This window comes from Streptomyces sp. SCSIO ZS0520 (assembly GCF_025643355.1).
GTDB classification, from domain to species: domain Bacteria; phylum Actinomycetota; class Actinomycetes; order Streptomycetales; family Streptomycetaceae; genus Streptomyces; species Streptomyces physcomitrii.
In genome coordinates, this window is record NZ_CP092644.1 from 290,129 (window position 1) to 310,561 (window position 20,433).

Annotated in this window: 21 protein-coding genes; 10 read left to right on the forward strand and 11 right to left on the reverse strand. The window is 74.5% G+C overall.

All coding sequences use genetic code 11. The features are described 5' to 3' along the window. Positions 1–218: 218 nt before the first annotated feature. The 5 genes from MID12_RS00880 to MID12_RS00900 form a co-directional block, all read right to left on the reverse strand. On the reverse strand, positions 219–650 hold the full coding sequence (locus tag MID12_RS00880; protein WP_263164195.1) for an SSI family serine proteinase inhibitor: 432 nt from the start codon (positions 648–650) through the stop codon (positions 219–221). Positions 651–1,017: 367 nt separating this feature from the next. Next, positions 1,018–2,259 carry an ROK family protein gene (locus MID12_RS00885; RefSeq protein ID WP_040246107.1) on the reverse strand — a complete coding sequence of 414 codons (1,242 nt, stop codon included), beginning with the start codon at positions 2,257–2,259 and terminating at the stop codon, positions 1,018–1,020. A 38-nt stretch (positions 2,260–2,297) separates the two neighbouring features. Beyond that, the gene (locus tag MID12_RS00890) at positions 2,298–2,960 is read right to left on the reverse strand and encodes an alpha-ketoglutarate-dependent dioxygenase AlkB family protein (RefSeq protein WP_263164197.1); all 663 of its coding nucleotides are present in this window, start codon (positions 2,958–2,960) and stop codon (positions 2,298–2,300) included. A 64-nt stretch (positions 2,961–3,024) separates the two neighbouring features. Next, positions 3,025–3,882 (reverse strand): ketose-bisphosphate aldolase, encoded by an 858-nt coding sequence (locus tag MID12_RS00895; protein WP_040246109.1) that lies wholly within the window; start codon positions 3,880–3,882, stop codon positions 3,025–3,027. Positions 3,883–3,910: 28 nt separating this feature from the next. Further along, complete coding sequence (locus MID12_RS00900; protein WP_263164200.1) at positions 3,911–4,795, reverse strand: SIS domain-containing protein; 885 nt, start codon at positions 4,793–4,795, stop codon at positions 3,911–3,913. 147 nt (positions 4,796–4,942) lie between these two features. Between MID12_RS00900 and MID12_RS00905 the strand changes: the two genes are divergently transcribed. The 3 genes from MID12_RS00905 (at position 4,943) to MID12_RS00915 (ending at position 7,237) form a co-directional block, all read left to right on the forward strand. Then, the gene (locus MID12_RS00905) at positions 4,943–5,722 is read left to right on the forward strand and encodes a DeoR/GlpR family DNA-binding transcription regulator (RefSeq protein WP_040246111.1); all 780 of its coding nucleotides are present in this window, start codon (positions 4,943–4,945) and stop codon (positions 5,720–5,722) included. 106 nt (positions 5,723–5,828) lie between these two features. Next, positions 5,829–6,560 carry a maleylpyruvate isomerase family mycothiol-dependent enzyme gene (locus MID12_RS00910; protein ID WP_263164202.1) on the forward strand — a complete coding sequence of 244 codons (732 nt, stop codon included), beginning with the start codon at positions 5,829–5,831 and terminating at the stop codon, positions 6,558–6,560. 161 nt (positions 6,561–6,721) lie between these two features. Further along, the gene (locus MID12_RS00915; protein WP_263164204.1) at positions 6,722–7,237 is read left to right on the forward strand and encodes a putative immunity protein; all 516 of its coding nucleotides are present in this window, start codon (positions 6,722–6,724) and stop codon (positions 7,235–7,237) included. 19 nt (positions 7,238–7,256) lie between these two features. Here the strand turns inward: MID12_RS00915 and MID12_RS00920 are convergent, their stop codons facing one another. After that, positions 7,257–7,667, reverse strand: a complete 411-nt coding sequence (locus MID12_RS00920) for a MarR family winged helix-turn-helix transcriptional regulator (RefSeq protein WP_263164206.1) — start codon at positions 7,665–7,667, stop codon at positions 7,257–7,259. 87 nt (positions 7,668–7,754) lie between these two features. On the opposite strand from MID12_RS00920, the gene MID12_RS00925 reads away from it, so the two are divergent. Together MID12_RS00925 and MID12_RS00930 are read left to right on the forward strand one after the other, a co-directional pair. Then, on the forward strand, positions 7,755–9,254 hold the full coding sequence (locus MID12_RS00925; RefSeq protein WP_263164207.1) for an MFS transporter: 1,500 nt from the start codon (positions 7,755–7,757) through the stop codon (positions 9,252–9,254). Positions 9,255–9,331: 77 nt separating this feature from the next. Then, entirely contained in the window at positions 9,332–9,595 is a 264-nt protein-coding gene (locus tag MID12_RS00930) for a DUF6332 family protein (protein ID WP_040246116.1), read from the forward strand. Here MID12_RS00930 and MID12_RS00935 read toward each other — a convergent pair. From MID12_RS00935 to MID12_RS00945, 3 genes are all read right to left on the reverse strand, one after another. Continuing rightward, the gene (locus MID12_RS00935; RefSeq protein ID WP_263164209.1) at positions 9,556–10,221 is read right to left on the reverse strand and encodes a response regulator; all 666 of its coding nucleotides are present in this window, start codon (positions 10,219–10,221) and stop codon (positions 9,556–9,558) included. The genes MID12_RS00930 and MID12_RS00935 overlap by 40 nt on opposite strands. Next, positions 10,218–11,483 (reverse strand): sensor histidine kinase, encoded by a 1,266-nt coding sequence (locus MID12_RS00940; protein ID WP_263164211.1) that lies wholly within the window; start codon positions 11,481–11,483, stop codon positions 10,218–10,220. Before MID12_RS00940 ends, MID12_RS00935 begins: the two co-directional genes overlap by 4 nt. 88 nt (positions 11,484–11,571) lie before the next feature. Then, positions 11,572–12,774 carry a geranylgeranyl reductase family protein gene (locus tag MID12_RS00945; RefSeq protein ID WP_040246119.1) on the reverse strand — a complete coding sequence of 401 codons (1,203 nt, stop codon included), beginning with the start codon at positions 12,772–12,774 and terminating at the stop codon, positions 11,572–11,574. 175 nt (positions 12,775–12,949) lie between these two features. Here MID12_RS00945 and MID12_RS00950 point away from each other — a divergent pair, with 175 nt between their 5' ends. From MID12_RS00950 to MID12_RS00960, 3 genes are all read left to right on the forward strand, one after another. Then, positions 12,950–14,308 (forward strand): dipeptidase, encoded by a 1,359-nt coding sequence (locus tag MID12_RS00950; RefSeq protein ID WP_040246120.1) that lies wholly within the window; start codon positions 12,950–12,952, stop codon positions 14,306–14,308. 181 nt (positions 14,309–14,489) lie between these two features. Beyond that, positions 14,490–15,179, forward strand: a complete 690-nt coding sequence (locus MID12_RS00955; protein WP_263164214.1) for a TetR/AcrR family transcriptional regulator — start codon at positions 14,490–14,492, stop codon at positions 15,177–15,179. Further along, on the forward strand, positions 15,176–16,636 hold the full coding sequence (locus tag MID12_RS00960) for an MFS transporter (protein ID WP_263164216.1): 1,461 nt from the start codon (positions 15,176–15,178) through the stop codon (positions 16,634–16,636). Before MID12_RS00955 ends, MID12_RS00960 begins: the two co-directional genes overlap by 4 nt. Here the strand turns inward: MID12_RS00960 and MID12_RS32215 are convergent. Further along, entirely contained in the window at positions 16,606–17,613 is a 1,008-nt protein-coding gene (locus MID12_RS32215; RefSeq protein WP_317633353.1) for an NUDIX hydrolase, read from the reverse strand. The genes MID12_RS00960 and MID12_RS32215 overlap by 31 nt on opposite strands. 299 nt (positions 17,614–17,912) lie before the next feature. Between MID12_RS32215 and MID12_RS00970 the strand changes: the two genes are divergently transcribed. Beyond that, entirely contained in the window at positions 17,913–18,311 is a 399-nt protein-coding gene (locus MID12_RS00970; protein WP_263164218.1) for an anti-sigma factor antagonist, read from the forward strand. Here the strand turns inward: MID12_RS00970 and MID12_RS00975 are convergent. After that, positions 18,301–19,254: an ROK family protein gene (locus MID12_RS00975; RefSeq protein WP_040246123.1), complete on the reverse strand. Its 954-nt coding sequence runs from the start codon at positions 19,252–19,254 to the stop codon at positions 18,301–18,303. The genes MID12_RS00970 and MID12_RS00975 overlap by 11 nt on opposite strands. A gap of 188 nt (positions 19,255–19,442) precedes the next feature. On the opposite strand from MID12_RS00975, the gene MID12_RS00980 reads away from it, so the two are divergent. Further along, positions 19,443–20,429 (forward strand): LacI family DNA-binding transcriptional regulator, encoded by a 987-nt coding sequence (locus MID12_RS00980; RefSeq protein WP_210430593.1) that lies wholly within the window; start codon positions 19,443–19,445, stop codon positions 20,427–20,429. Positions 20,430–20,433: the final 4 nt, after the last annotated feature.

Below are 20,433 nucleotides of genomic sequence, written 5' to 3' on the forward strand. Positions count from 1 at the left end.
CTGCCGTCCCGTACGGCCCTGTTCGCCCCGGCCGTCCGTACCCACCCTGTCCAGGCCCTCCCGCCCCGCACAGACCCGGCTCTCGCCGGAGCGTCCCCACGCCACACGGTCCGGTGCCGCCCGGTTGTCCGCACACGGCGGCACCGGACCGGTATGAGCGGGTGCGAGGGGCCCGGCAGCGACGGACGTCCGTCAGGCGCCGCCCGGGGAACGGCCCCTCAGAAGGCGAAGACGGTCCGCCCCTGAGAGTTCTTGACGCACTCGTTGGAGAAGGTGCGTTCGTAGGCGGTCCGCTTGCCCTGCCAGACCCCGGAGACGGTGATCACCACGGGGGCGTACCGGCGGTCGCAGACGGCCTGCCCGGAGCCCGCGAGGGCGTCGAAGGCGCCCTGGGCCGCGGCGAGTTCGGCGCAGGCGGCGGCCGGGTCCGGGTGGCTGCCGCGGGCGGTGGGCCCGCAGCTCAGGGTCACCGCGCGGGCGGGCGCGGAGTCGGCGGCGGAGGTGCCGTGCGCGAGGGTGAGGACGAGCTCCGAGGGGGCGTACAGGCTCGCCGGGGCCGCCTGGGGTGCGGCGGAGGCCTGGGCGAGGGGGAGGGCGAGGGCTGCTGCCGCCAGCGAGATCGTCGCTGCGAGGCGCGCGGTCCGGTGCATGTGGGTGCGTCCTTCCGGGGTGCTGTGCCGGTGATGATGTGCCGGTATGTGCCGAACCGGTACGTACTGTGCCGGTTCCACGACGGTGAGTCTGCCGGTTCCGAGCCCCGAATACACCTCAACCCCATAGGAATGAGGTGACGTTCTGTGTTGAATCAGTGGCGTGAAGTGAGGGAATGAGAGTGTTCGGAGCCACTGCGGGCCAGGTCGACCGGTCCCGGTGAGGGGTATATGGCGTGATACCCGCTGTTCGGGGAATGACCGGAAACCACCGGAGAGAAAGGGTTTTCTCCCGTGCGGCCGGTCTGCCGGACCCGGCGCGGAGGCGCGTCGCCGGGTCGCGGCGGAGGTGTCCGGACGTCCCGCGTCAGGCGGGCACGAGCACCGAGAGCGGGTCCTCCAGGACCGGCTGCCAGGCCAACTCGGCCGCCCCGACCAGGCTGTTGTGGGCGAGCGAGCAGGCCCGCACGGGCACGCTCCCGCTGAGGCCCCACAGGCTGTCCTGCGCCACGGTGCCGCGCAGCCGGGGGCCCGCGGCCTCCAGGAGCGAGCGGTGCAGGCCGCCGAGGATGATGCGGTCCGGGTTGAGGATGTTCACCAGGGCGGCGAGTCCCCGCCCGAGACGGTCGGTCAGCGCCTCGATGGCGGCGCGCACCGCGGGCTCCCCAGCCTCCTCGGCGAGCAGCCGGGTGGCCTCCTCGATGGGCGAGCGGCCCGGGGCGGGCTCGCGTCCCGCGGCCCGCAGGAAGGCGAGCGGGTCGGTCTCCACGTCCAGGCAGCCCTGCCGCCCGCAGTGGCAGGGCCGCCCCTGCGGCTCCACGGTGATGTGGCCGACCTCCAGGGCGAGTCCGGCGCTGCCCAGGTGCAGCCGCCCGTCGACCACCAGGGCGCCGCCGACCCCGCGGTGCCCGGTGGCCACGCAGAGCAGATTGCCCGCCTCCCGGCCCGCGCCGTGCCGATGCTCGGCCAGGGCCGCGAGGTTGATGTCATTGGCGGTGAACACCGGTACGCCGAGGCCGTGTTGACGCACCGCCTCGGTGAAGAGCCGCCGTACCGGCGCACCGGCGGGCCACTCCAGATGCAGCGGGTTGAGCGCCTCTCCCCCGGGCTCGGCCACCGCCGAGGGCACCGCGAGCCCCACGCCCGCACAGCGCCGCCCGCTCTCCTCCAGCAGCCGCACCCCCTCGGCCACCAGCGTGCCCAGTACGTACGAGGGGTCCGCGCCGACCGTGACGCAGCCGGGCGCGGTCGCGACGATCCGGCCGCCGAGTCCGACCAGGGCCGCGCGGTAGCCGTCGGCGTGCACCTGCCCCGCGAGGACGACGGGACCCTCCTCCGCGATCTCCAGCCGGTGCGAGGGGCGGCCCTGGGTGCCCGAGGCGGCGGCCGGGCGGGGGTCGACGCGGATCAGGCCGAGGCTCTCCAGCTCGGCGGCCACGGCCCCGGCGGTCGCCCGGGTCACGCCGAGCCGGGAGGTGAGCACCGAGCGGGTGGGCGCCTGCCCGGTGTGGACGAGCGCGAGCGCGGGTCCGAGGGCGCCGCGGCCCCGCTCCAGACGGTGCCGGGACTGCTTCGCGCCGAGTTCCCCGTCCGTCGCCTTGCCGTTCATGGGGGCGAGTCTCGCATGGCCGGTGCGCCGCCCGGTGATCAGTGTGCCGGGGCGGGCAGTCCGCTCACGCGCAGGGTGATGTTGAGCCGCCCGGTGAGGCCGAGCCCGGGCGGCCCGCTGTGCGCCTTGACCCGGGGCACCCCGTGGTAGGCGAGCCGGGCGGGGCCGCCGAAGACGAAGAGGTCGCCGCTGCGCAGTTCGACGTCCTGGTAGGGCCGGCCGCGGTTCTCGGGGTTGCCGAAGCGGAAGACGCAGGAGTCGCCGAGGCTGAGCGAGACCACGGGCGCCCCGGACTCCTCCTCGGCGTCCCGGTGCATGCCCATCCGGGTGCCCTCGGCATAGAAGTTGATCAGGGCGACGTCGTACGGGTCCGGTTCGGCGGCCTCGCCGTAGGCCGCGGCCAGTGCGCTCCGCGCCAGCTCGTCCAGCCAGCCGGGGAAGGGCTTGACGGGGGCGCCGTCGCCGTCGACCGCGGTCCCGGTGTAGCGGTAGGGCACCCAGTGACGGCCGAGGCAGACCTGCCGGGCGCTCATGGTGCCGCCGCCGGGGACGTGCACCGTACGCAGTCCGGCGGGCGGGCGGGCCCAGCCACGGCAGGCGTCCAGGAGTTCGTGCTGGCGCCCGGTGCCGAGCCAGTCGGGGACGTGCACCGCGCCGGGGACGATCTCGGCCCGGCCGCGGGGGAACAGCTCGCCGTTCATCCTCCCCATGATGGCACCGGCGGGGCCGGAGGGCCGGGCGGTGGTGCCCGCCCGGCCCGGTGCCTCAGGCGGCGGGCCGCAGCACCGTGATCAGCTCGCTGACGGTCCGCACCATCGCCTCGCGGCCGACGCTGAGGTACTTGCGCGAGTCCACGGCCTCCGGGTGGGCGGCCAGATACGCGCGGATCGCGGTGGTCATCGCGATGTTGAGGGCGGTGCCGACGTTGACCTTCGCGATGCCGCCGGTGACGGCGGCGGCCAGCTCCGCGTCGGGCACTCCGGAGGAGCCGTGCAGCACCAGCGGCACCTCCAGGGCGGCCGCCAGCTCGCCGAGCAGGGCGTGGTCGAGGCTCGCGGTGCGGCTGGTCATCGCGTGCGAGCTGCCGATGGCGACGGCGAGGGAGTCCACCCCGGACTCGGCCACGAAGGCCTCGGCCTCGGCGGGCAGGGTGCGGGCGCCGGGGGCGTGCGCGTCGAGCGGCGGCCGGCCGTCCTTGCCGCCGACCTCGCCCAGTTCGGCCTCGATCCACAGGCCGTTGCCGTGGCCCCAGTGCGCGGCGGCCCGGGTGGCGGCGAGGTTCTCCGCGTAGGGCAGGCGGGCGGCGTCGTACATCACCGAGCTGAACCCGGCGTCGGCGGCCTGCCGCAGGAGTTCGTCGCTCTGCACATGGTCCAGGTGCAGAGCGACGGGCACGGCCGCCGCCTCGGCGGTGGCGGCGGCGGCCCGGGCGAGCGGGAGCAGCCGTCCGTAGCGGTAGCGGACGGCGTTCTCGCTGATCTGGAGGATGACGGGGGCGCCCGCGTGCTCGGCGCCCGCGACGACCGCCTCGACGTGTTCGAGGGTGATGACGTTGAAGGCGGCGACGGCGGTGCCTGCCGCGGCGGCCTCGGCGACCAGCGGGCCGGTCTGTGCGAGGGGCACGGCCCCTCCTTTCGGATGGTGCCTGGGCTCAGGCGGAGGGCAGGATGACCGACCGCGTCAGATGGCGCGGGCTGTCCGGGTCGAGGCCGCGGGCGTCGGCCACGGCGACCGCGAGCCGCTGGGCGCGCACCAGTTCGGCGAGCGGGTCGAGGGTGCCGCCGACCCACTGGGCGCCGGTGCCGCGGACCTGCTCGGCGAGACCCTCGGGGGCCTGGCCGAACATCCAGGTGGCGGTGCCGGAGGTGGTGACGCTGATCGGGCCGTGGCGGTACTCCATGGCCGGGTAGGCCTCGGTCCAGGAGAGCGAGGCCTCGCGCATCTTCAGGGCCGCCTCGTTGGCGAGGCCCACGGTCCAGCCGCGGCCGAGGAAGGTGAACTGCGAGCAGGCGACGAGGCCTTCGGGCAGCGGCTCGGCGAGCGCGGTACGGGCGTCGGCGACGGCCTCCTCGGTGTGCAGGCCGAGGTGGGCGCGGAGCAGGGTGAGCGCGGTGGTCGCGAAGCGGGTCTGCACGACGGAGCGCTCGTCGGCGAAGTCGAGCACCACGAGGTCGTCGGCCGCCTCCATCACCGGAGTCCCCGGGTCCGCGGTGATCGCGGAGGTGCGGACCCGGCCGCGCAGGTGCCCGAGCAGTTCCAGGACCTCGGTGGTGGTGCCGGACCGGGTGAGGGCGATCACCCGGTCGTAGGGGCGGCCGGCCGGGAACTCGGAGGCGGCGAAGGCGTCCGTCTCGCCCTGACCGGACTGCTCGCGCAGAGCGGCGTAGGCCTGCCCCATGAACCAGGAGGTGCCGCAGCCCACGATCGCCACCCGCTCGCCGGCAGCCGGGAGCGCGGTGCTGTTCCCGGCGGCGAGCTGAGCGGCACGGGTCCAGGTCTCGGGCTGGCTGGCCAGCTCGGTCTGCACGTGACTCATCTAGGTTCCCCACTCGAATCGATGCGTGTTTCTGCAAAATATAGCTTGGTTTCAAGCAAAAGGAAGCATTGGTGCGCAGGGTGGATAGGCTCTCCCCGATCACTACCCCGGAAGGAGCCTCCGGGGCCACGACGGAACGGAGCCGCGATGTCGCGCGATGCCCGGTGGAAGTCCCTCCTCGAACTCCTCGTGGAGCGCGGGCGCCTCGACGTCGAGGAGGCGGCGGGCGAACTCGACGTCTCCGCGGCGACCATCCGGCGCGACTTCGACCAGCTCGCCGAGCAGCAGATGCTGGTACGCACCCGGGGCGGCGCGGTGGTCCACGGCGTCTCCTACGAGCTGCCGCTGCGCTACAAGACGGCCCGCAATGCCTCCGAGAAGCAGCGCATCGCCAAGGCCGTCGCCGAGCTGGTCACCCCGGGCCAGGCGGTCGGCCTCACCGGCGGCACCACCAGCACCGAGGTCGCCCGCTCCCTCGCGGTACGCCCCGACCTCGGCACCGGCTCCCCCGCGCTGACCATCGTCACCAACGCCCTCAACATCGCCAACGAGCTAGCGGTACGGCCCCAGTTCAAGATCGTGGTCACCGGCGGCGTCGCCCGCGCCCAGTCCTACGAGCTGATCGGCCCGCTGGCCGACGGGGTGCTCGGCCAGATCACCATGGACGTCGCGGTGCTCGGCGTGGTCGCCTTCGACCCGGAGCACGGCGCCGCCGCCGACGACGAGGCCGAGGCGGCGATCAACCGCCTGCTGTGCGAGCGCGCGGACCGGGTGGTGGTCGCCGCCGACTCCAGCAAACTCGGCAAGCGCGCCTTCGCCCGGATCTGCGCGGCGGACCGGGTGGACACCCTGGTCACCGACACCGCCGCGGGCGAGGAGATCACCGGCCGCTTCGAGGACGCGGGCATCCGGGTCGTCCGGGTCTGAGCCGCGCGGGCACCGGCGCCGCGCCCGCGGACTCCGGCCGGTCCGGCAGGGCATCCGCTCAGGCCGGGGCGGGACGGAAGCGGAGAGGTTCAGGCAGAATCGCGGCATGGAGATCTCCGCGTACACCGGATTCCTGGACCGCGAGGGCCGCCTCCTCGCCGAGGCGGCCGAAGAGGCGGGCCTCGACGCCAAGGTGCCCACCTGCCCGGGCTGGCAGGTACGCGACCTCGTCCGGCACACCGCGATGGTGCACCGCTGGGCCACCGGCTTCGTCCGCGAGGGCCGCACGGAGACCCGGCCCATGGACGGGGAGGGCGGGCTCGACGGCGCGGAGCTGCTCGCCGGCTTCCGCGCGGGGCACGGCGCGCTGCTCGACGCGCTGGAGTCCGCCACCCCCGAGCTGGACTGCTGGACCTTCTTCGCGGCGCCCTCCCCGCTCGCCTTCTGGGCCCGGCGGCAGGCCCACGAGACGACCATGCACCGCTTCGACGCCGACTCGGCGCGCGGCGGCACCCCCGCCCCGGTCGACGGGGTGCTCGCGGTCGACGGCATCGACGAGCTGCTGACCGGCTTCCACGGCCGCAGGCGCAGCCGGGTCCGCACCCCCGAGCCGCGCACCGTCCACGTCCTCACCACCGACGAGGGCGCCTCCTGGAGCCTGCGCCTGTCGGACGGACCGCCCGTCGTCGAACGCGGACTCACCGGCGAGCCCGACTGCGTGCTCTCCGGCCCGGCCTCCAAGCTCTACCTGGCCCTGTGGAACCGCGTACCCTTCCCGGAGATCACCGGCGACGCCCGCCTGGCGGCACTGTGGCGGGAGACGTCCGCGATCGTCTGAGCGGGGCCGGGAGCAGCAACTGCCGTACGCCGCAAGGGTTCTGACGGAGCGGTAACTGCCCTACGTTGCAAGGGTTCTGACGGCCCATCACCTCTGCTGCCCCGGGAGGCGGAAGCCGGTCGAGCCGGCCCGCAAGCCGGTGGAAGGAGCAACTGCCCGCCATGATCCTCCCGAAGGTCCGGGACCCCCGCTTCGTGACGATCCGCCGCGGCGGGACCCTCACCGACGCCGATCACCACCTCCTCGCCCTGTGGGCGGCCGCCTGCGCGGAGCACGTCCTCGGCCTGTTCGAGGCGGTCCGGCCCGCGGACCCGCGCCCGCGCCAGGCGATCGAGGGGGCGCGCGCCTGGGTGCGCGGCGAGCTGCGGATGATGGAGGCGCGGGCGACCGGCGGCCATGCGATGGGCGCGGCCAGGGAGCTGCGCGGTGCGGCCCGGCACGCCGCGTACGCCGCGGGCCAGGCCGGGGTGGTCGCCCATGTCGCCGCGCACGAGCTGGGTGCGGCCGCCTATGCGATCAAGGCCGCCCGCGCCGCCGCGCCGAAGGGCGGGGCCGAGGCCGCGGGGCGCCGGGAGTGCCGGTGGCAGCGCGAGCAACTGCCCGAGGAGATCCGGGAGTTGGTGCTCGACGACCAGCGGCTGCGGAACGGCATCTGCTGGTCGGTGTTCGACTGCTGAGCGCCGCCGCCCGAGGCGGTCAGGCGTGCTGGGCGGTCCGCTCCTCGTCCAGCATCCGCCGGAGCACGGCCCGCTGCACCGGCAGCACCTCCCCGTGCAGGGCGCGGCCCTTCTCGGTGAGCTGGACGCTGACGCCGCGGCGGTCCTCGGCGCACATCGCGCGCTCGACGAGGCCGTCCTTCTCCAGCCGTCCGATGAGGCGGGAGAGCGCGCTCTGACTCAGGTGCACGCATCCGGCGATCTCCTGCACGCGGAAGGAGCACTCGCCGCTCTCATTGCCCGTCGCGAGGACGTCGAGGACCTCGAAGTCGCTTGCGCCCAGGCCGTGTTGGTGCAGCACGCGGTCCAGCTCGCACATGGTGCGCGCGTGGACGGCCAGAATGCCGCGCCACTGCTCCACGAGTCCGTCTCCGGCATGCGTCGCCACCATGGAGCGCACCGTAGCAGAATCCAGAGATCATTGCATCCACATTAAATGCATTTGCATTCAATGCACGCGCATGTACTGTTGCTGCCCATGACCTCTCCGCTCACCCCTTCCGCTCCCCAGGAACGCTGGACACCGCGTCTGTGGGGAACGCTGCTCGTCCTGTGCACCGCGATGTTCCTGGACGCGCTCGACGTCTCGATGGTGGGAGTCGCCCTCCCCTCCATCGGCACCGAACTCGACCTGTCCACCTCGTCCTTGCAGTGGATCGTCAGCGGCTACATCCTCGGCTACGGAGGGCTGCTGCTGCTCGGCGGCCGCGCGGCCGACCTGCTCGGACGGCGCCGGGTCTTCCTCGTCGCCCTCGGGGTGTTCGCCGTCGCCTCGGTCTTCGGCGGGCTCGTCGACTCCGGGCCGCTGCTGATCGCCAGCCGCTTCATCAAGGGCCTCAGCGCCGCCTTCACCGCCCCGGCGGGACTGTCGATCATCACCACGACCTTCGCCGAGGGGCCGGTCCGCAACCGCGCCCTGTCCATCTACACCACCTGCGCCGCCACCGGCTTCTCGATGGGCCTGGTCCTCTCCGGCCTGCTCACGGAGGCGAGTTGGCGCTACACCATGCTGCTGCCCGCGCCGATCGCCCTGCTCGCCCTGCTCGCGGGCATCCGGCTCATCCCGCGCAGCGAGCGCCAGAAGGCAGGCGGCGGCTACGACGTCCCGGGCGCCGTCACCGGCACCCTCTCCATGCTGCTGCTCGTCTTCACCGTGGTCCAGGCGCCCGAGGCGGGCTGGGCCTCCGCCCGGACCCTGCTCTCCTTCCTCGCCGTCGCCGCGCTGCTCGTCCTCTTCGTCCGTATCGAACTGCGCAGCCCCAGCCCGCTGGTGCGGCTCGGCGTGCTGCGCTCCGGCAGCCAGGTCCGCGCGCAGCTGGGCGCCATGGCCTTCTTCGGCTCGTATGTGGGCTTCCAGTTCCTGGTGACCCAGTACATGCAGTCGCTGCTCGGCTGGTCCGCGCTGCAGACGGCGCTCGCCTTCCTGCCCGCGGGCGCGCTCGTCGCCCTCTCGGCGACCGGCATCGGCTCGGTCATCGACCGCTTCGGCACCCCGCGCCTGATCGTGCTGGGCTTCGCCTCGATGGTCCTCGGCTACGCCCTCTTCCTGCGCGCGGACCTCGACCCGCAGTACGCCGCGGTCATCCTGCCCTCGATGCTGCTGATCGGCGCGGCCTGCGCCCTGGTCTTCCCCTCGCTCAACATCCAGGCCACCAACGGCGTCGCCGACCACGAGCAGGGCATGGTCTCCGGCCTGCTCAACACCTCGATCCAGGTGGGCGGCGCCCTCTTCCTCGCCATCGTGACCGCGGTGGTCACCGCGGGCGGCCGGCAGCAGGACACCCCGCAGCAGGTCCTCGACAGCTTCCGGCCCGGCCTGGTCGTCGTCACCCTGGTCGCCGCCGCCGGACTGCTGCTCACCCTGCCCGGGCTGCGCACCCGCCGCCCGGCGCACTCCGTGGTGGTCGCCCGCTCGGCACCCGAGACCGCGGCGGACCCGGCGAAGACGGCGGCGGAACCGGTCGCGGCCCGCGACTGAACAGCTTCGCACCTGTGCAACTGCGTCCGCCGGACGAGGTGTTGTCCGGCGGGCGCCCTTCCGTGAGACTCGACGGCATGGGGCAGCGGGAGCGGGACGCGATCACGGTCGAGATCGGCTACGCGCTGTGCAGCGCGCTCCTCGCCGCGGCCCTGGTCTTCGGCGCGGTGGCCGGGCCCACCTTCGTCTTCGCGCTGCCCGACCTCGCCGCACGCCTGCTGCGCCTCGGCGCCACCGGGCTCGCCACCGCGGTCTTCTCGCTCCGCCTGGTCTTCGTGCTGTGGCGCTTCACCGGCCGGGCTCAGCCCAGCCAGCCCGGCCGTACCAGGCCCGACTCGTAGGCCAGCACGACCAGTTGGGCCCGGTCCCGGGCGCCCAGCTTGACCATGGTGCGGCTGACGTGGGTCTTCGCGGTGAGCGGGCTGACGACCAGGCGCCGCGCGATCTCCTCGTTGGACAGGCCGATGCCGACGAGCGCCATCACCTCCCGCTCCCGCTCGGTCAGCGCGGCAAGGGAACGCGCCGCCGCCGGTTCCTTGGAGCGGGCCGCGAACTCCGCGATCAGCCGCCTGGTCACCCCCGGGGAGAGCAGGGCGTCCCCCTCGGTCACCGCCCGTACCGCGCGCAGCAGTTCCTCGGGCTCGGTGTCCTTGACCAGGAAGCCGGAGGCTCCGGAGCGGATCGCCTCGAAGACGTACTCGTCCAGCTCGAAGGTGGTCAGCATCACCACGCGCACCGCGGCGAGTTGCCCGTCCTCGGTGATCCGGCGGGTGGCGCCGAGTCCGTCGAGCAGCGGCATCCGGATGTCCATCAGGACGACATCCGGGCGCAGTTGGCGCACCAGGCGCACCGCCTCCTCGCCGTCGGCGGCCTCGCCCGCCACCTCGATGTCCGGCTGGGCGTCGAGCAGGGCCCGGAATCCCGCCCGGACCAGCGACTGGTCGTCGGCGAGCACTACGCGGATCAACGGTCCTCCTCCAGGGGAGCGGTGGCGAGCGGAAGCAGGGCGCTGACGCGGAAGCCGCCGTCCTCGCGGGGCCCGGCCCCGATGGTGCCACCGAGGGCCCCGGCCCGCTCCCGCATCCCGGCGAGCCCGTTGCCGCTGCCGCCGGCCTGTTCGCCGGTGGCGGGCCCGTCGTCGTCCACGACGAGGCGCAGCGCCCTTGGCTCGTAGCCGAGGCGGACCCGGGCGCGGCGGGAGCCCGAGTGGCGTACGACATTGGTCAGCGCCTCCTGCACGATACGGAAGGCGGCGAGGTCCGCGCCCGGGGGCAGCGGCCGGGGGCCGCCCTCGGTGCGTACCTCCACGGTGAGGCCGGCGTCCGCGGCCTGCTGGACCAGTTCCGGCAGGCGCGCGAGGCCGGGCGCGGGCGCGCGCGGCGCGTCGCCCGGCGTGCGTAGGGTGTCGAGCACCTGCCGCACCTCGCCGAGCGCCTCCTTGCTGGCCGCCTTGATGGTGGTCAGGGCGGTCCTGGCCTGCTCCGGGTCGGAGTCGAGGAGGGCGAGGCCCACCCCGGCCTGGACGTTGATGACCGAGATGCTGTGCGCCAGCACATCGTGCAGTTCGCGCGCGATCCGCAGCCGCTCCTCGTCGGCCCGGCGCCGCGCCGCCTGCTCCCGCTCGGCGCGCTCGCGCCGCCACTGCTCCCGCTTGGTGCGGGCCAGTTCGGCGAGCGCGATGACCGCGGCCGCCCAGGCGGCGATGCCGATCTCCTGGGTCCAGGGCGCGGGAGCGTCCCCGCCGGGCGGCAGCCACCGGTAGAGCCAGTGCGCCACCAGGAGATGGCCCGCCCAGAGCATCCCGGCCGCCGACCAGGCCGCCCTCCGGTGCCCGCCGAGCACGGCGCTGAAGCAGCCGACCGCCACCGTCAGGAAGACCGGTCCGTACGGATAGCCCGCGCCGAGGTAGAGCATCGCGGCGGCGGCCGTCACGAAGGCGACCGGCACCGGGAAGCGCCACCGCCACAGCAGCGAGGCCGAGCCGCCGAGGAGCAGCAGCCGGGAGAAGAGGTCGAGCGGCTCGCGCTCGGGCTGGCCCTTGGCCGCGAAGGTCGAGCCGACGAGCACGAAGGCGGTGACGAGCAGCGTCGAGGCCCAGGGCAGGCCGGTGCGCTCCTCCGGCGCCGCCCGCTGCGGCTCCCGCCACCAGTGGGCCAGGCGCCTCAGCGGCGGGGCCCCGCGGGACGGGCCGCCGCGGTTCCCGGTGGGCTGCTGTTCCATGGCGGCCACGCTATGCGCCGCGGGCGGCCGGGGGCGTCAGCCGGGCGTGGTGGCCGCGGCTACTCCCCGGGGAGTACGCCCCCGGGGAGCCGGGTGCTCAGCCGTCCAGGGCCGAGAGCGCCCGCCGGGCCACCGGGTGGGTCCGTACGATCTCGCCGAGCGTGGTCGAGCCCCGGGTGATCTTGGCGAAGGCCTTCCAGGCGGGCCGGAAACCGGTGATCGCCGCGTGCAGCAGGCTCGGCTTGCGCTCGAAGACCTTGAGCATGCGGCTGCCGACGCTCATCTCCACGCCGAGCCCGGCCTTGACCGCGAAGGCGTAGTTGAGCGCCTGGCGCCGGGCGTCCACCGCGTCGCCCGACTCGGCGAGGCGCACCGCCCACTCCCCCGCCATCCGCCCGGAGCGCAGGGCGAAGGAGATGCCCTCCCGGGTCCACGGCTCCAGCATCCCGGCGGCGTCCCCGCAGACCAGGACCCGGCCGCGGGAGAGCGGCGAGTCCTCGGTGCGGCAGCGGGTGAGGTGGCCCGAGGAGACCTCCGGGGTGAAGCCCGCGAGGCCGAGCCGCGCGATGAAGTCCTCCAGGTACCGCTTGGTCGCCCCGCCCTCGCCGCGCGCCGAGATCACGCCCACGGTCAGGGTGTCGCCCTTGGGGAAGACCCAGCCGTAACTGCCCTGCAGCGGGCCCCAGTCGATGAGTGCACGGCCCGCCCAGTCCTCGGCCACGGTCGGCGGCACCGGGATCTCCGCCTCCAGGCCGAGGTCGACCTGCCGCAGTTTGACCCCCACATGGGCGCCTATCCGGCTGGCGCTGCCGTCCGCGCCGACCACGCTGCGGGCGAGCACCGTCTCGCCGCTCTGCAGCACGACGGCGACGGTACGGCGGTCGGGGACCTCGGGGCCGTGCTGCTCGACCCGGGCGACCGTGGCGCCGGTGCGCAGTTCGGCACCGGCCTTCTGGGCGTGCTCGACGAGCAGGTGGTCGAACTCGGCCCGGTTCACGAGCCCGAAGAGCATCTGCTTGGAGCGGCGGGTACGGGCGAAGCGGCCCTCCAGGGAGAAGGTGACCGCGTGCACCCGGTCCCGCAGCGGCAGTTCGAAGCCGGGCGGCAGCGCGTCGCGCGAGGGGCCGATGATGCCGCCGCCGCAGGTCTTGTACCGGGGCAGCGAGGCCTTCTCCAGGAGCAGGACCCGCCGTCCCGCCACGGCCGCCGCATAGGCGGCCGAGGCCCCTGCCGGTCCGGCTCCGACCACGACCACGTCCCAGGTCACCTGGGCGTCGTCGGAAGAGTTCTCGCTGCTCACGCTGGTCTCCGCTCCCCATTCACGTGTGTGCCGCATCCTTCCCGGGCATCCTACGGCGGGCTTCGCCGAGGACCGCCGTGAAAGGATCGGCACGGCCTCGCATGCACACAATGCACGGGCGAGGCACATCAGATGTACACCTACGACCAACGTCGTACCGACCTGGAGCGTGCCCATGCCGAGCCATCCGATCGCAGAGACGGTCGCCACACTGATGCCCCGTGCCAGGACGGAGCTGGCGGAACTGGTGGCCTTCAAGTCGGTGGCGGACTTCACCCAATTCCCGAGGAGCGAGAGCGAGCGCGCCGCCCGCTGGGTCGGCGACGCCCTGCGCGCCGAGGGCTTCCAGGACGTGGAGATCCTGGACACGCCGGACGGCACCCAGTCGGTGTACGGCCTGCTGCCCGGCCCCGAGGGCGCGCCGACGGTGCTGCTCTACGCCCACTACGACGTGCAGCCCCCGCTCGACGAGGCCGCCTGGACGACGCCGCCCTTCACCCTGACCGACCGCGAGGGCCGCTGGTACGGGCGCGGCGCGGCGGACTGCAAGGGCGGGCTGATCATGCACCTCACCGCCCTGCGCGCCCTCAAGGCGAACGGCGGCGTCCCGGTCTCGGTGAAGATCATCGTCGAGGGCTCCGAGGAGCAGGGCACCGGCGGCCTGGAGCGCTACGCGGAGCAGCACCCCGAACTGCTGCGCGCGGACACCGTGGTGATCGGCGACACCGGCAACTTCCGGGTGGGCGTGCCGACCGTGACCGCCACGCTGCGCGGGATGACCCTGGTCCGCGTCCAGATCGACACCCTCGCGGGCAATCTGCACTCCGGGCAGTTCGGCGGGGCGGCACCGGACGCGCTGGCCGCCCTCATCCGGGTGCTGGACTCGCTGCGGGCCCCGGACGGCTCGACCCGCGTGGACGGGCTCACCGACCAGGAGACCTGGCAGGGACTGGACTACACGGACGAGGACTTCCGCACCGACGCCCGGGTCCTGGACGGCGTGGAGCTGATCGGCTCCGGCTCGGTCGCCGAACGGCTGTGGTCGCGGTACGCGGTGACCGTGCTCGGCATCGACAGCCCCTCGGTCGCCGGGGCCACCCCCTCGGTCCACGCGAACGCGGCGGCGCTGGTGAGCCTGCGGGTGCCGCCGGGCGGCGACGCGACGGAGGCCACCAAGCTCCTGATGGCCCATCTGGAGGCGCACACCCCCTGGGGCGCCCGGGTGCGCAGCGAACAGGTCGGCCAGGGGCAGGCCTTCCGCGCCGACACCAGCGGTCCCGGCTACACCGCCATGGCCCGGGCGATGGCGGTCGCCTACCCCGGCCAGGAGATGCAGATCGCCGGTCAGGGCGGCTCCATCCCGCTCTGCAACACCCTCGCCTCGCTCTACCCGGAGGCGGAGATCCTCCTCATCGGCCTGAGCGAGCCCTCGGCCAGCATCCACGCGGTCGACGAGAGCGTCTCGCCCGAGGAGTTGGAGCGGATGTCGGTGGCCGAGGCCGTCTTCCTCCGCGACTACGCGACCCGCGACTGACCCGCCCTCCCCACTCACAGCGGGCAGCCTTCCCCCGAACCCGGCCTCGCCACACGGCAGTTGACCCTGCCGCCGCCCGCGAGGCCGGGTTCGGCGTATGTACGCACCGGTACCCGCCCCCGCGTTCCACGGTGAGAGGACTCCGTAGACACTGTCTACCTCCCCCTGGTAGACAGTGTCCATGCCCGACATCCCAGCCGCGCCCCAGCCCCAACTCCCGTCCCCGGACGCCCCATTACGAGAACGCCTCATCGACGCCGGGGCCGCCCTCGTGGCCAGGGAGGGCAGCGCCTCCGTGGGGCTGCGCGAGATCGCGCGGGAGGCGGGGGTCTCGCACGGCGCCCCGCGCCGCCACTTCCCGACGCACCACGCGCTGCTCTCCGCCGTCGCCCGCCGCGGCTTCGCGGACCTGACCGCCCGCTTCACCGCGGCCACCCGGCCCACCGACCCGCCGCGCGCCCGACTCCTCGCCCTCAGCAGGGAGTACGTGCACTTCGCGCAGGAGCAGCCGGGCATGTTCGAGCTGATGTTCCGTCATGATCTGCTGGACAGCGCCCAGCACGGCACCGGGCAGGACGCACCGGCCCCGCCCCGGCTCCGCGAGTCGACGCTTCCGCTCTTCGCCGGTGTCGTACAACTCCTCGCCGCACACCGCGAGTTGCTGCCCGCATCCCAACGCCCCGGACTCGCACCGGAGTTGGCCGCCGCCGCACTCTGGTCGGGACTGCACGGGCTGGCCCGGCTGTGGTCCGCGGGCAGCCTGCCACTGGCCCTGGACGGCAGCCGGGGCGAGGAGGCCGGGGCACCGGACCGGCTCGACGAACTGCTCGCCGCCGTCCTGGACGCGTACGCGCCCCCGGCGGACCGGTGACCACCGCCGGGCAGCAGCGGCTCGCCCTGTCGGTCAGCTGCGCCGGAGCGATGTTCGTCGCCCTGGACGGCACGGTCCTGATGGTGGCGCAGCCGCGTCTCGCCGAGGACCTCGGGGCGAGCCTGGACCAGGTCCAGTGGAGCAGCACCGGCTATCTGCTCGCCGTGGCCGCCCTCCTGGTGACCGCCGGACGCCTCGGCGACCGCTACGGGCACCCCCGGCTGCTGCTGCTCGGACTGCTCGGCTTCGGCGCCGCCTCGGCCGGGATCGCGCTGGCGCCGGGCATCGGCTGGGTGGTGGGGCTGCGCTGCCTGCAGGGCGTCTTCGGCGCGCTGCTCCAGCCGGCCACCCTGGCGGTGCTGCGGCTCAGCCACCCGCCGGAGAGGCTGGGCGGTGCGGTGGCCGTGCGGACCAGCGCCATCGGGCTCGCGGCCGCCGCCGGGCCGCTGCTCGGCGGTGTGCTGGCCGCCCGGCTCGGCTGGCGGGCGGTCTTCCTGGTCAATGTCCCGGTGACCCTCGCCGTCGCGGCGCTCACCCTCGCGCTGCGGCTGCCCGAACCGCCGGGGGACAAGCGGCCCCCACTCGGCCTCGGGGGCGCCCTGCTGCTGGGCGCCGCACTGGCGGGGCTCACCCACACCCTGGTCGGCGTCCCCGCGCACGGCTGGAACTCCGCGCCCACGCTGGCGGGTTCGGCCGCCACCGCGCTGCTCGGCGCGCTCTTCGCCGGGCACCAGCGCCGTGCCGCCGAGCCCTTCCTCCCCTCCGCCGTCCTGCGCTCCCGCGCGGTGGCGGCCTCGACCGCCCTGCTGCTGCTCGCCTCGGCCGCCCTGTTCGGGACGCTGTTCACCTGCACCTTCGTCCTCCAGGACGTCCTCGGACTCGACCCGCTGGGCGCCGCGCTGCGCGTCCTCCCGCTGACCGCCCTGATGGTCCTCCAGGCCCCGGTGGCGGCCGGGCTGGTACGCCGGTACGGGGCGCGCGCCACCGCGGCGGGCGGGGTGCTCCTCCTGGCGCTCGGTGCCGCGGCCCTGTCGCGGACCGCCGCGGACCAGGGCTGGGCCGGGAGCGGCCCGGCCTACGCCGCCCTCGGCGCCGGTTTCGCCACCGTGCTGGTCACCGCCACCGGCACCGTGGTGGGCGACGCGCCCCCGGCCCACGCCGGGGTGGTCGGCGGTCTCAAGCAGACCGCGATGAACATCGGCCCCCTGCTCGGCATCGCCCTGGCCACCGGCACCCTGCTCCTCGCCTCCCCCGCGGGCCGCGCCCTCCCCGGGGCGGACGGGGGCGCCTCAGCCGCCGGGGCCGGGGCGACGCTCCTCCTGCTCGGCGCGGTCGCGCTGCTCGGGCTCGCCCCCGCCCTGCTGCTGCCCGCCCGCCCCGGGCGCCGGGCCGAGGCGGACCCGGCACCCGGCTCCGTACCGCGGCGTCAGTCCAGCGGGACGCCGTCCTCCAGGTAGCGCACCGCGCCCTCGGCCCGGGCCCGCAGCGCCCAGCGCAGCCGGATGAAGCGCACCGGCGGCAGCAAGGCCTCGGCCTCCTCCTCGGTCACAAAGCGCCAGTCGCGCAACTCCCCGCCGGGCAGGGTCACTTGGCGCCCCTCGGCGACCCGGCCGCCGTCGAAGAGGAGCCGGATGCCGCCGTGGCCGGGCGGGGCGGGCCGCTCCCAGTCGACCACCAGGAGCCGCGGCCTGCCCTCCAGGGCGAGCCCGGTCTCCTCGGCCACCTCGCGCACGGCGGCCAGCGCGGGCGACTCCCCGGTCTCGACGACCCCGCCCGGGAACTCCCAGCCCGCCTTGTACGTCGGGTCCACCAGGAGCACCCGGTCCCGCGCGTCGAAGAGCAGCACGCCCGAGGCGAGCGTCTGGCTGCGCGGCTCGGGCGTCTGCACGATGTCGGTGACGGGCGCCGCGCCCCCGGCGACCGCCTCGGCGATCCGGACGGCGGTCTCGTAGGGGGTGAGGGCGCTGTTGTCGATGAGGCAGGCGTCCGCGGCGAGCCAGCCGGACAGTGCCGAGCGGTACAACTCCCTCTCGGCGTCGGCCTGTTGGGGGCCCTCCTCGGCGCCCGTGGCGCGGGCCGCCGCCGCCCGTGCCCGCAGGATCGTTTCCCCAGGTGCGAGCGCCAGATGCCGGACGCCGATGCGCCGTGCGGCGAGCGCGCCGAAGATCTCGTCGCGGTGCTCCTGGCGGAGCAGGCCGAGGGGGACCACCAGGACCCCGCCCACCTCCGCGTGCAGCGCCGCGAGCGCCTCCACGGTCAGCCGCCGCCAGATGGCCGGCTCGCCCGCCCGCGCCCGTTCGGGCGGCAGCAGCCGGGCCAGCGCGCCGCGGACCGCCTCGGGATCGAAGAGCGTGCTGTTCGGGATCAGTTCGATCAGCTCGCGCGCGGCGGACCGCTTCCCCGCGCCGAACGCACCGTTGATCCAGACGATCACGGTTCCCCCTCTGCTGTTGGCCTCCTGAGGCTTGCCCGCAACACCGCTCCCCGAAAACCCGGTCGTCCTCCGGCAAGCGCCCCGAGTATGCCCGGGGCCGTCAAGGGCGACCCCGGCCCTTCACACCATCGTGTGGCGCTCTGTACCGGGAAGGCGTACACCGCCCGCCCATGCCACCCGGCTCCCCTACCGTGACCGGCACAACGCTCCGTACATCCGGCCACCCGTGCGCCTGGCCACGGGTCCCGTTCGATGCCGCCCGCCGCGTCCGCGGCAGGCGGCGGGCATGGGGGAGTTTCATGCAGCAGGGGGATCAACTCGTCCTCGTCGCACAGGACCCGGAGGCCACGCCGAGGGTCCACCACCGCGAGGGCTTCACCGTGGTCGAACTCCACGGCGAGCTCGACATCCTCGCCTTCCAGCACACCGCGCCGCTCCTCGACGCCCTGAGCGGCGAGCAGGCACCCGCGATCGTCGTGGACCTGCGCCGCACCACCTTCTGCGACTGTTCGGGCCTCGGCCTGCTCGCCCGTACGAGCAGACGCGCGGCCGAGCGCGGCGGCCGGGTCCTGCTGGTCTGCACGCACCCTCTGCAACGGCGGATCCTCGCCCTCACCGGACTCGACCGGAGTCTGCCGCCGCACACCACCCTCGACGAGGCGCTGGCGGCGGCCACGGCCGCGCCGGTCAGCCGATGACGCTCGCCTCGCGCGGCGCACCGCCGAGCGCCGCGGCGGCCGCGCCGACCAGTCCGGCGTCCGTGCCCATCCGGGCGGGGGCGACGCTCAGGCCGCGTACGAAGGACAGGGTGGCGTACTCCTGAAGTGCCGCCCGCAGCGGCCCGAAGAGGACCTCGCCGGACTTCGCCACTCCCCCGCCGATCACGGCGATGTCGATCTCCACCAGGGTCGCCGTCGCGGCGATCCCGGCGGCGAGCGCCCGCGCCGCCCGCATGAAGGAGGCGGCCGCGACCGGGTCTCCGGCCTCGGCCGCGGCGGCCACCGCGGCGGCGGTGGGCTCGGCGTCCCCGGCGGGCCGCCAGCCCTCGGCGAGGGCGCGCCGCGCGATGTTCGGCCCGCTCGCGATCCGCTCCACACAGCCGCGCGCCCCGCAGGGGCAGGCGTCGCCGTCGAGGTCCACGCTGATGTGGCCGATGTGCCCCGCGTTGCCGGTCGGGCCCGAGTGCAGCGCCCCGCCGAGGACCAGCCCGCCGCCGACTCCGGTGGAGACCACCATGCACAGGGCGTTGTCATGCCCCTTGGCGGCGCCCTGCCAGTGCTCCGCGGCGGCGATGGCCACCCCGTCGCCGACCAGTTCCACGGGCAGCGCGCCGGTCAGCTGCCGTACGCCGTCCACCAGCGGAAAGCCGCGCCAGCCGGGGATGTTGACCGGGCTCACCGTCCCCGCGGAGGCGTCCACCGGACCCGCGCTGCCGATGCCGATCGCCCGTACGGCGGGCCACAGCACCGAGGAGGTCAGCTCGGCGAGCACCGCCTCGACGGCACGCATCACCGACTCGCCGCTCTCCTGGGCCGGGGTGGGCCGCTGCCCGCGCAGCACGATGCGCCCACTGCTGTCGACCAGGGCTCCGGCGATCTTGGTCCCGCCGATGTCGAGCGCGGCGACGAGGTCGGTGTGCATCAGTGTGAGTTCTCCCTGAGGAAAAGAGCAGGCCTTGAGTCTGCAACAGACAGTCTCCCCCACTCTTGACAACGTTGTCCAGGCTCTATGCTCAAACCCACATCCTCACACCGATACCGACGACAGGACAGTACACCGTGGTCGAGACCAATCGACGGGCAGAGAACCGCTACGGAAACCGGCCCACGATGAAGGATGTGGCCGCCCGGGCGGGGGTCGGGCTCAAGACGGTCTCGCGGGTGGTCAACGGCGAGTCGGGAGTCACCGCCGACACCGAGCGGCGGGTCCAGGAGGCGATCGAGGCCCTCGGCTTCCGGCGCAACGACAGCGCCCGGGTGCTGCGCAAGGGCCGCACCTCCAGCATCGGTCTGGTCCTGGAGGATCTCGCGGACCCCTTCTACGGCCCGCTCAGCCGCGCGGTGGAGGAGGTCGCCCGCGCCCACGGCGCCCTGCTCATCAACGGTTCCAGCGCCGAAGACCCGGACCGCGAGCAGGAGTTGGCGCTCGCCCTGTGCGCGCGGCGGGTGGACGGGCTGGTGATCATCCCGGCCGGGGACGACCACCGCTATCTGGAACCCGAGCTGCGGGCCGGGGTCGCCACCGTCTTCGTCGACCGCCCCGCGGGCGGCATCGACGCCGATGTGGTGCTCTCCGACAACTACGGCGGCTCCTACACCGGCACCGCCCACCTCATCGCCCACGGCCACCGCCGGATCGGCTTCATCGGCGACCAGGTCGGCATCCACACCGCCGCCGAGCGCCTGCGCGGCTACCAGGCGGCGATGGAGGACGCCGGGCTCCCCGTGCACGAGAGCTGGGTCTCCTCCGGGGACACCCACCCGGAGCGGGTCCGCAAGGCCGCCGAGTCGATGCTCACCGGCAGCGAGCCGGTGACCGCCCTCTTCGCGGGCAACAACCGGGTGACGGTGACCGCCGTGCGGGTGCTCGCCGGACCCGGGCACCACGCGGCGCTGGTCGGCTTCGACGACTTCGAACTGGCCGATCTGCTCAGCCCCGCCGTCACGGTAGTCGCCCAGGACTCCGCCCAGATAGGGCGCACGGCGGCCGAGCGGCTCTTCCGCCGCCTCGGCGGCACCCCCCTGGAGGCGGAGCGCATCGAGCTGCCGGTGCGCCTGATCGCCCGCGGCTCCGGCGAACTGCCGCCCGCGGGCTGAGGCG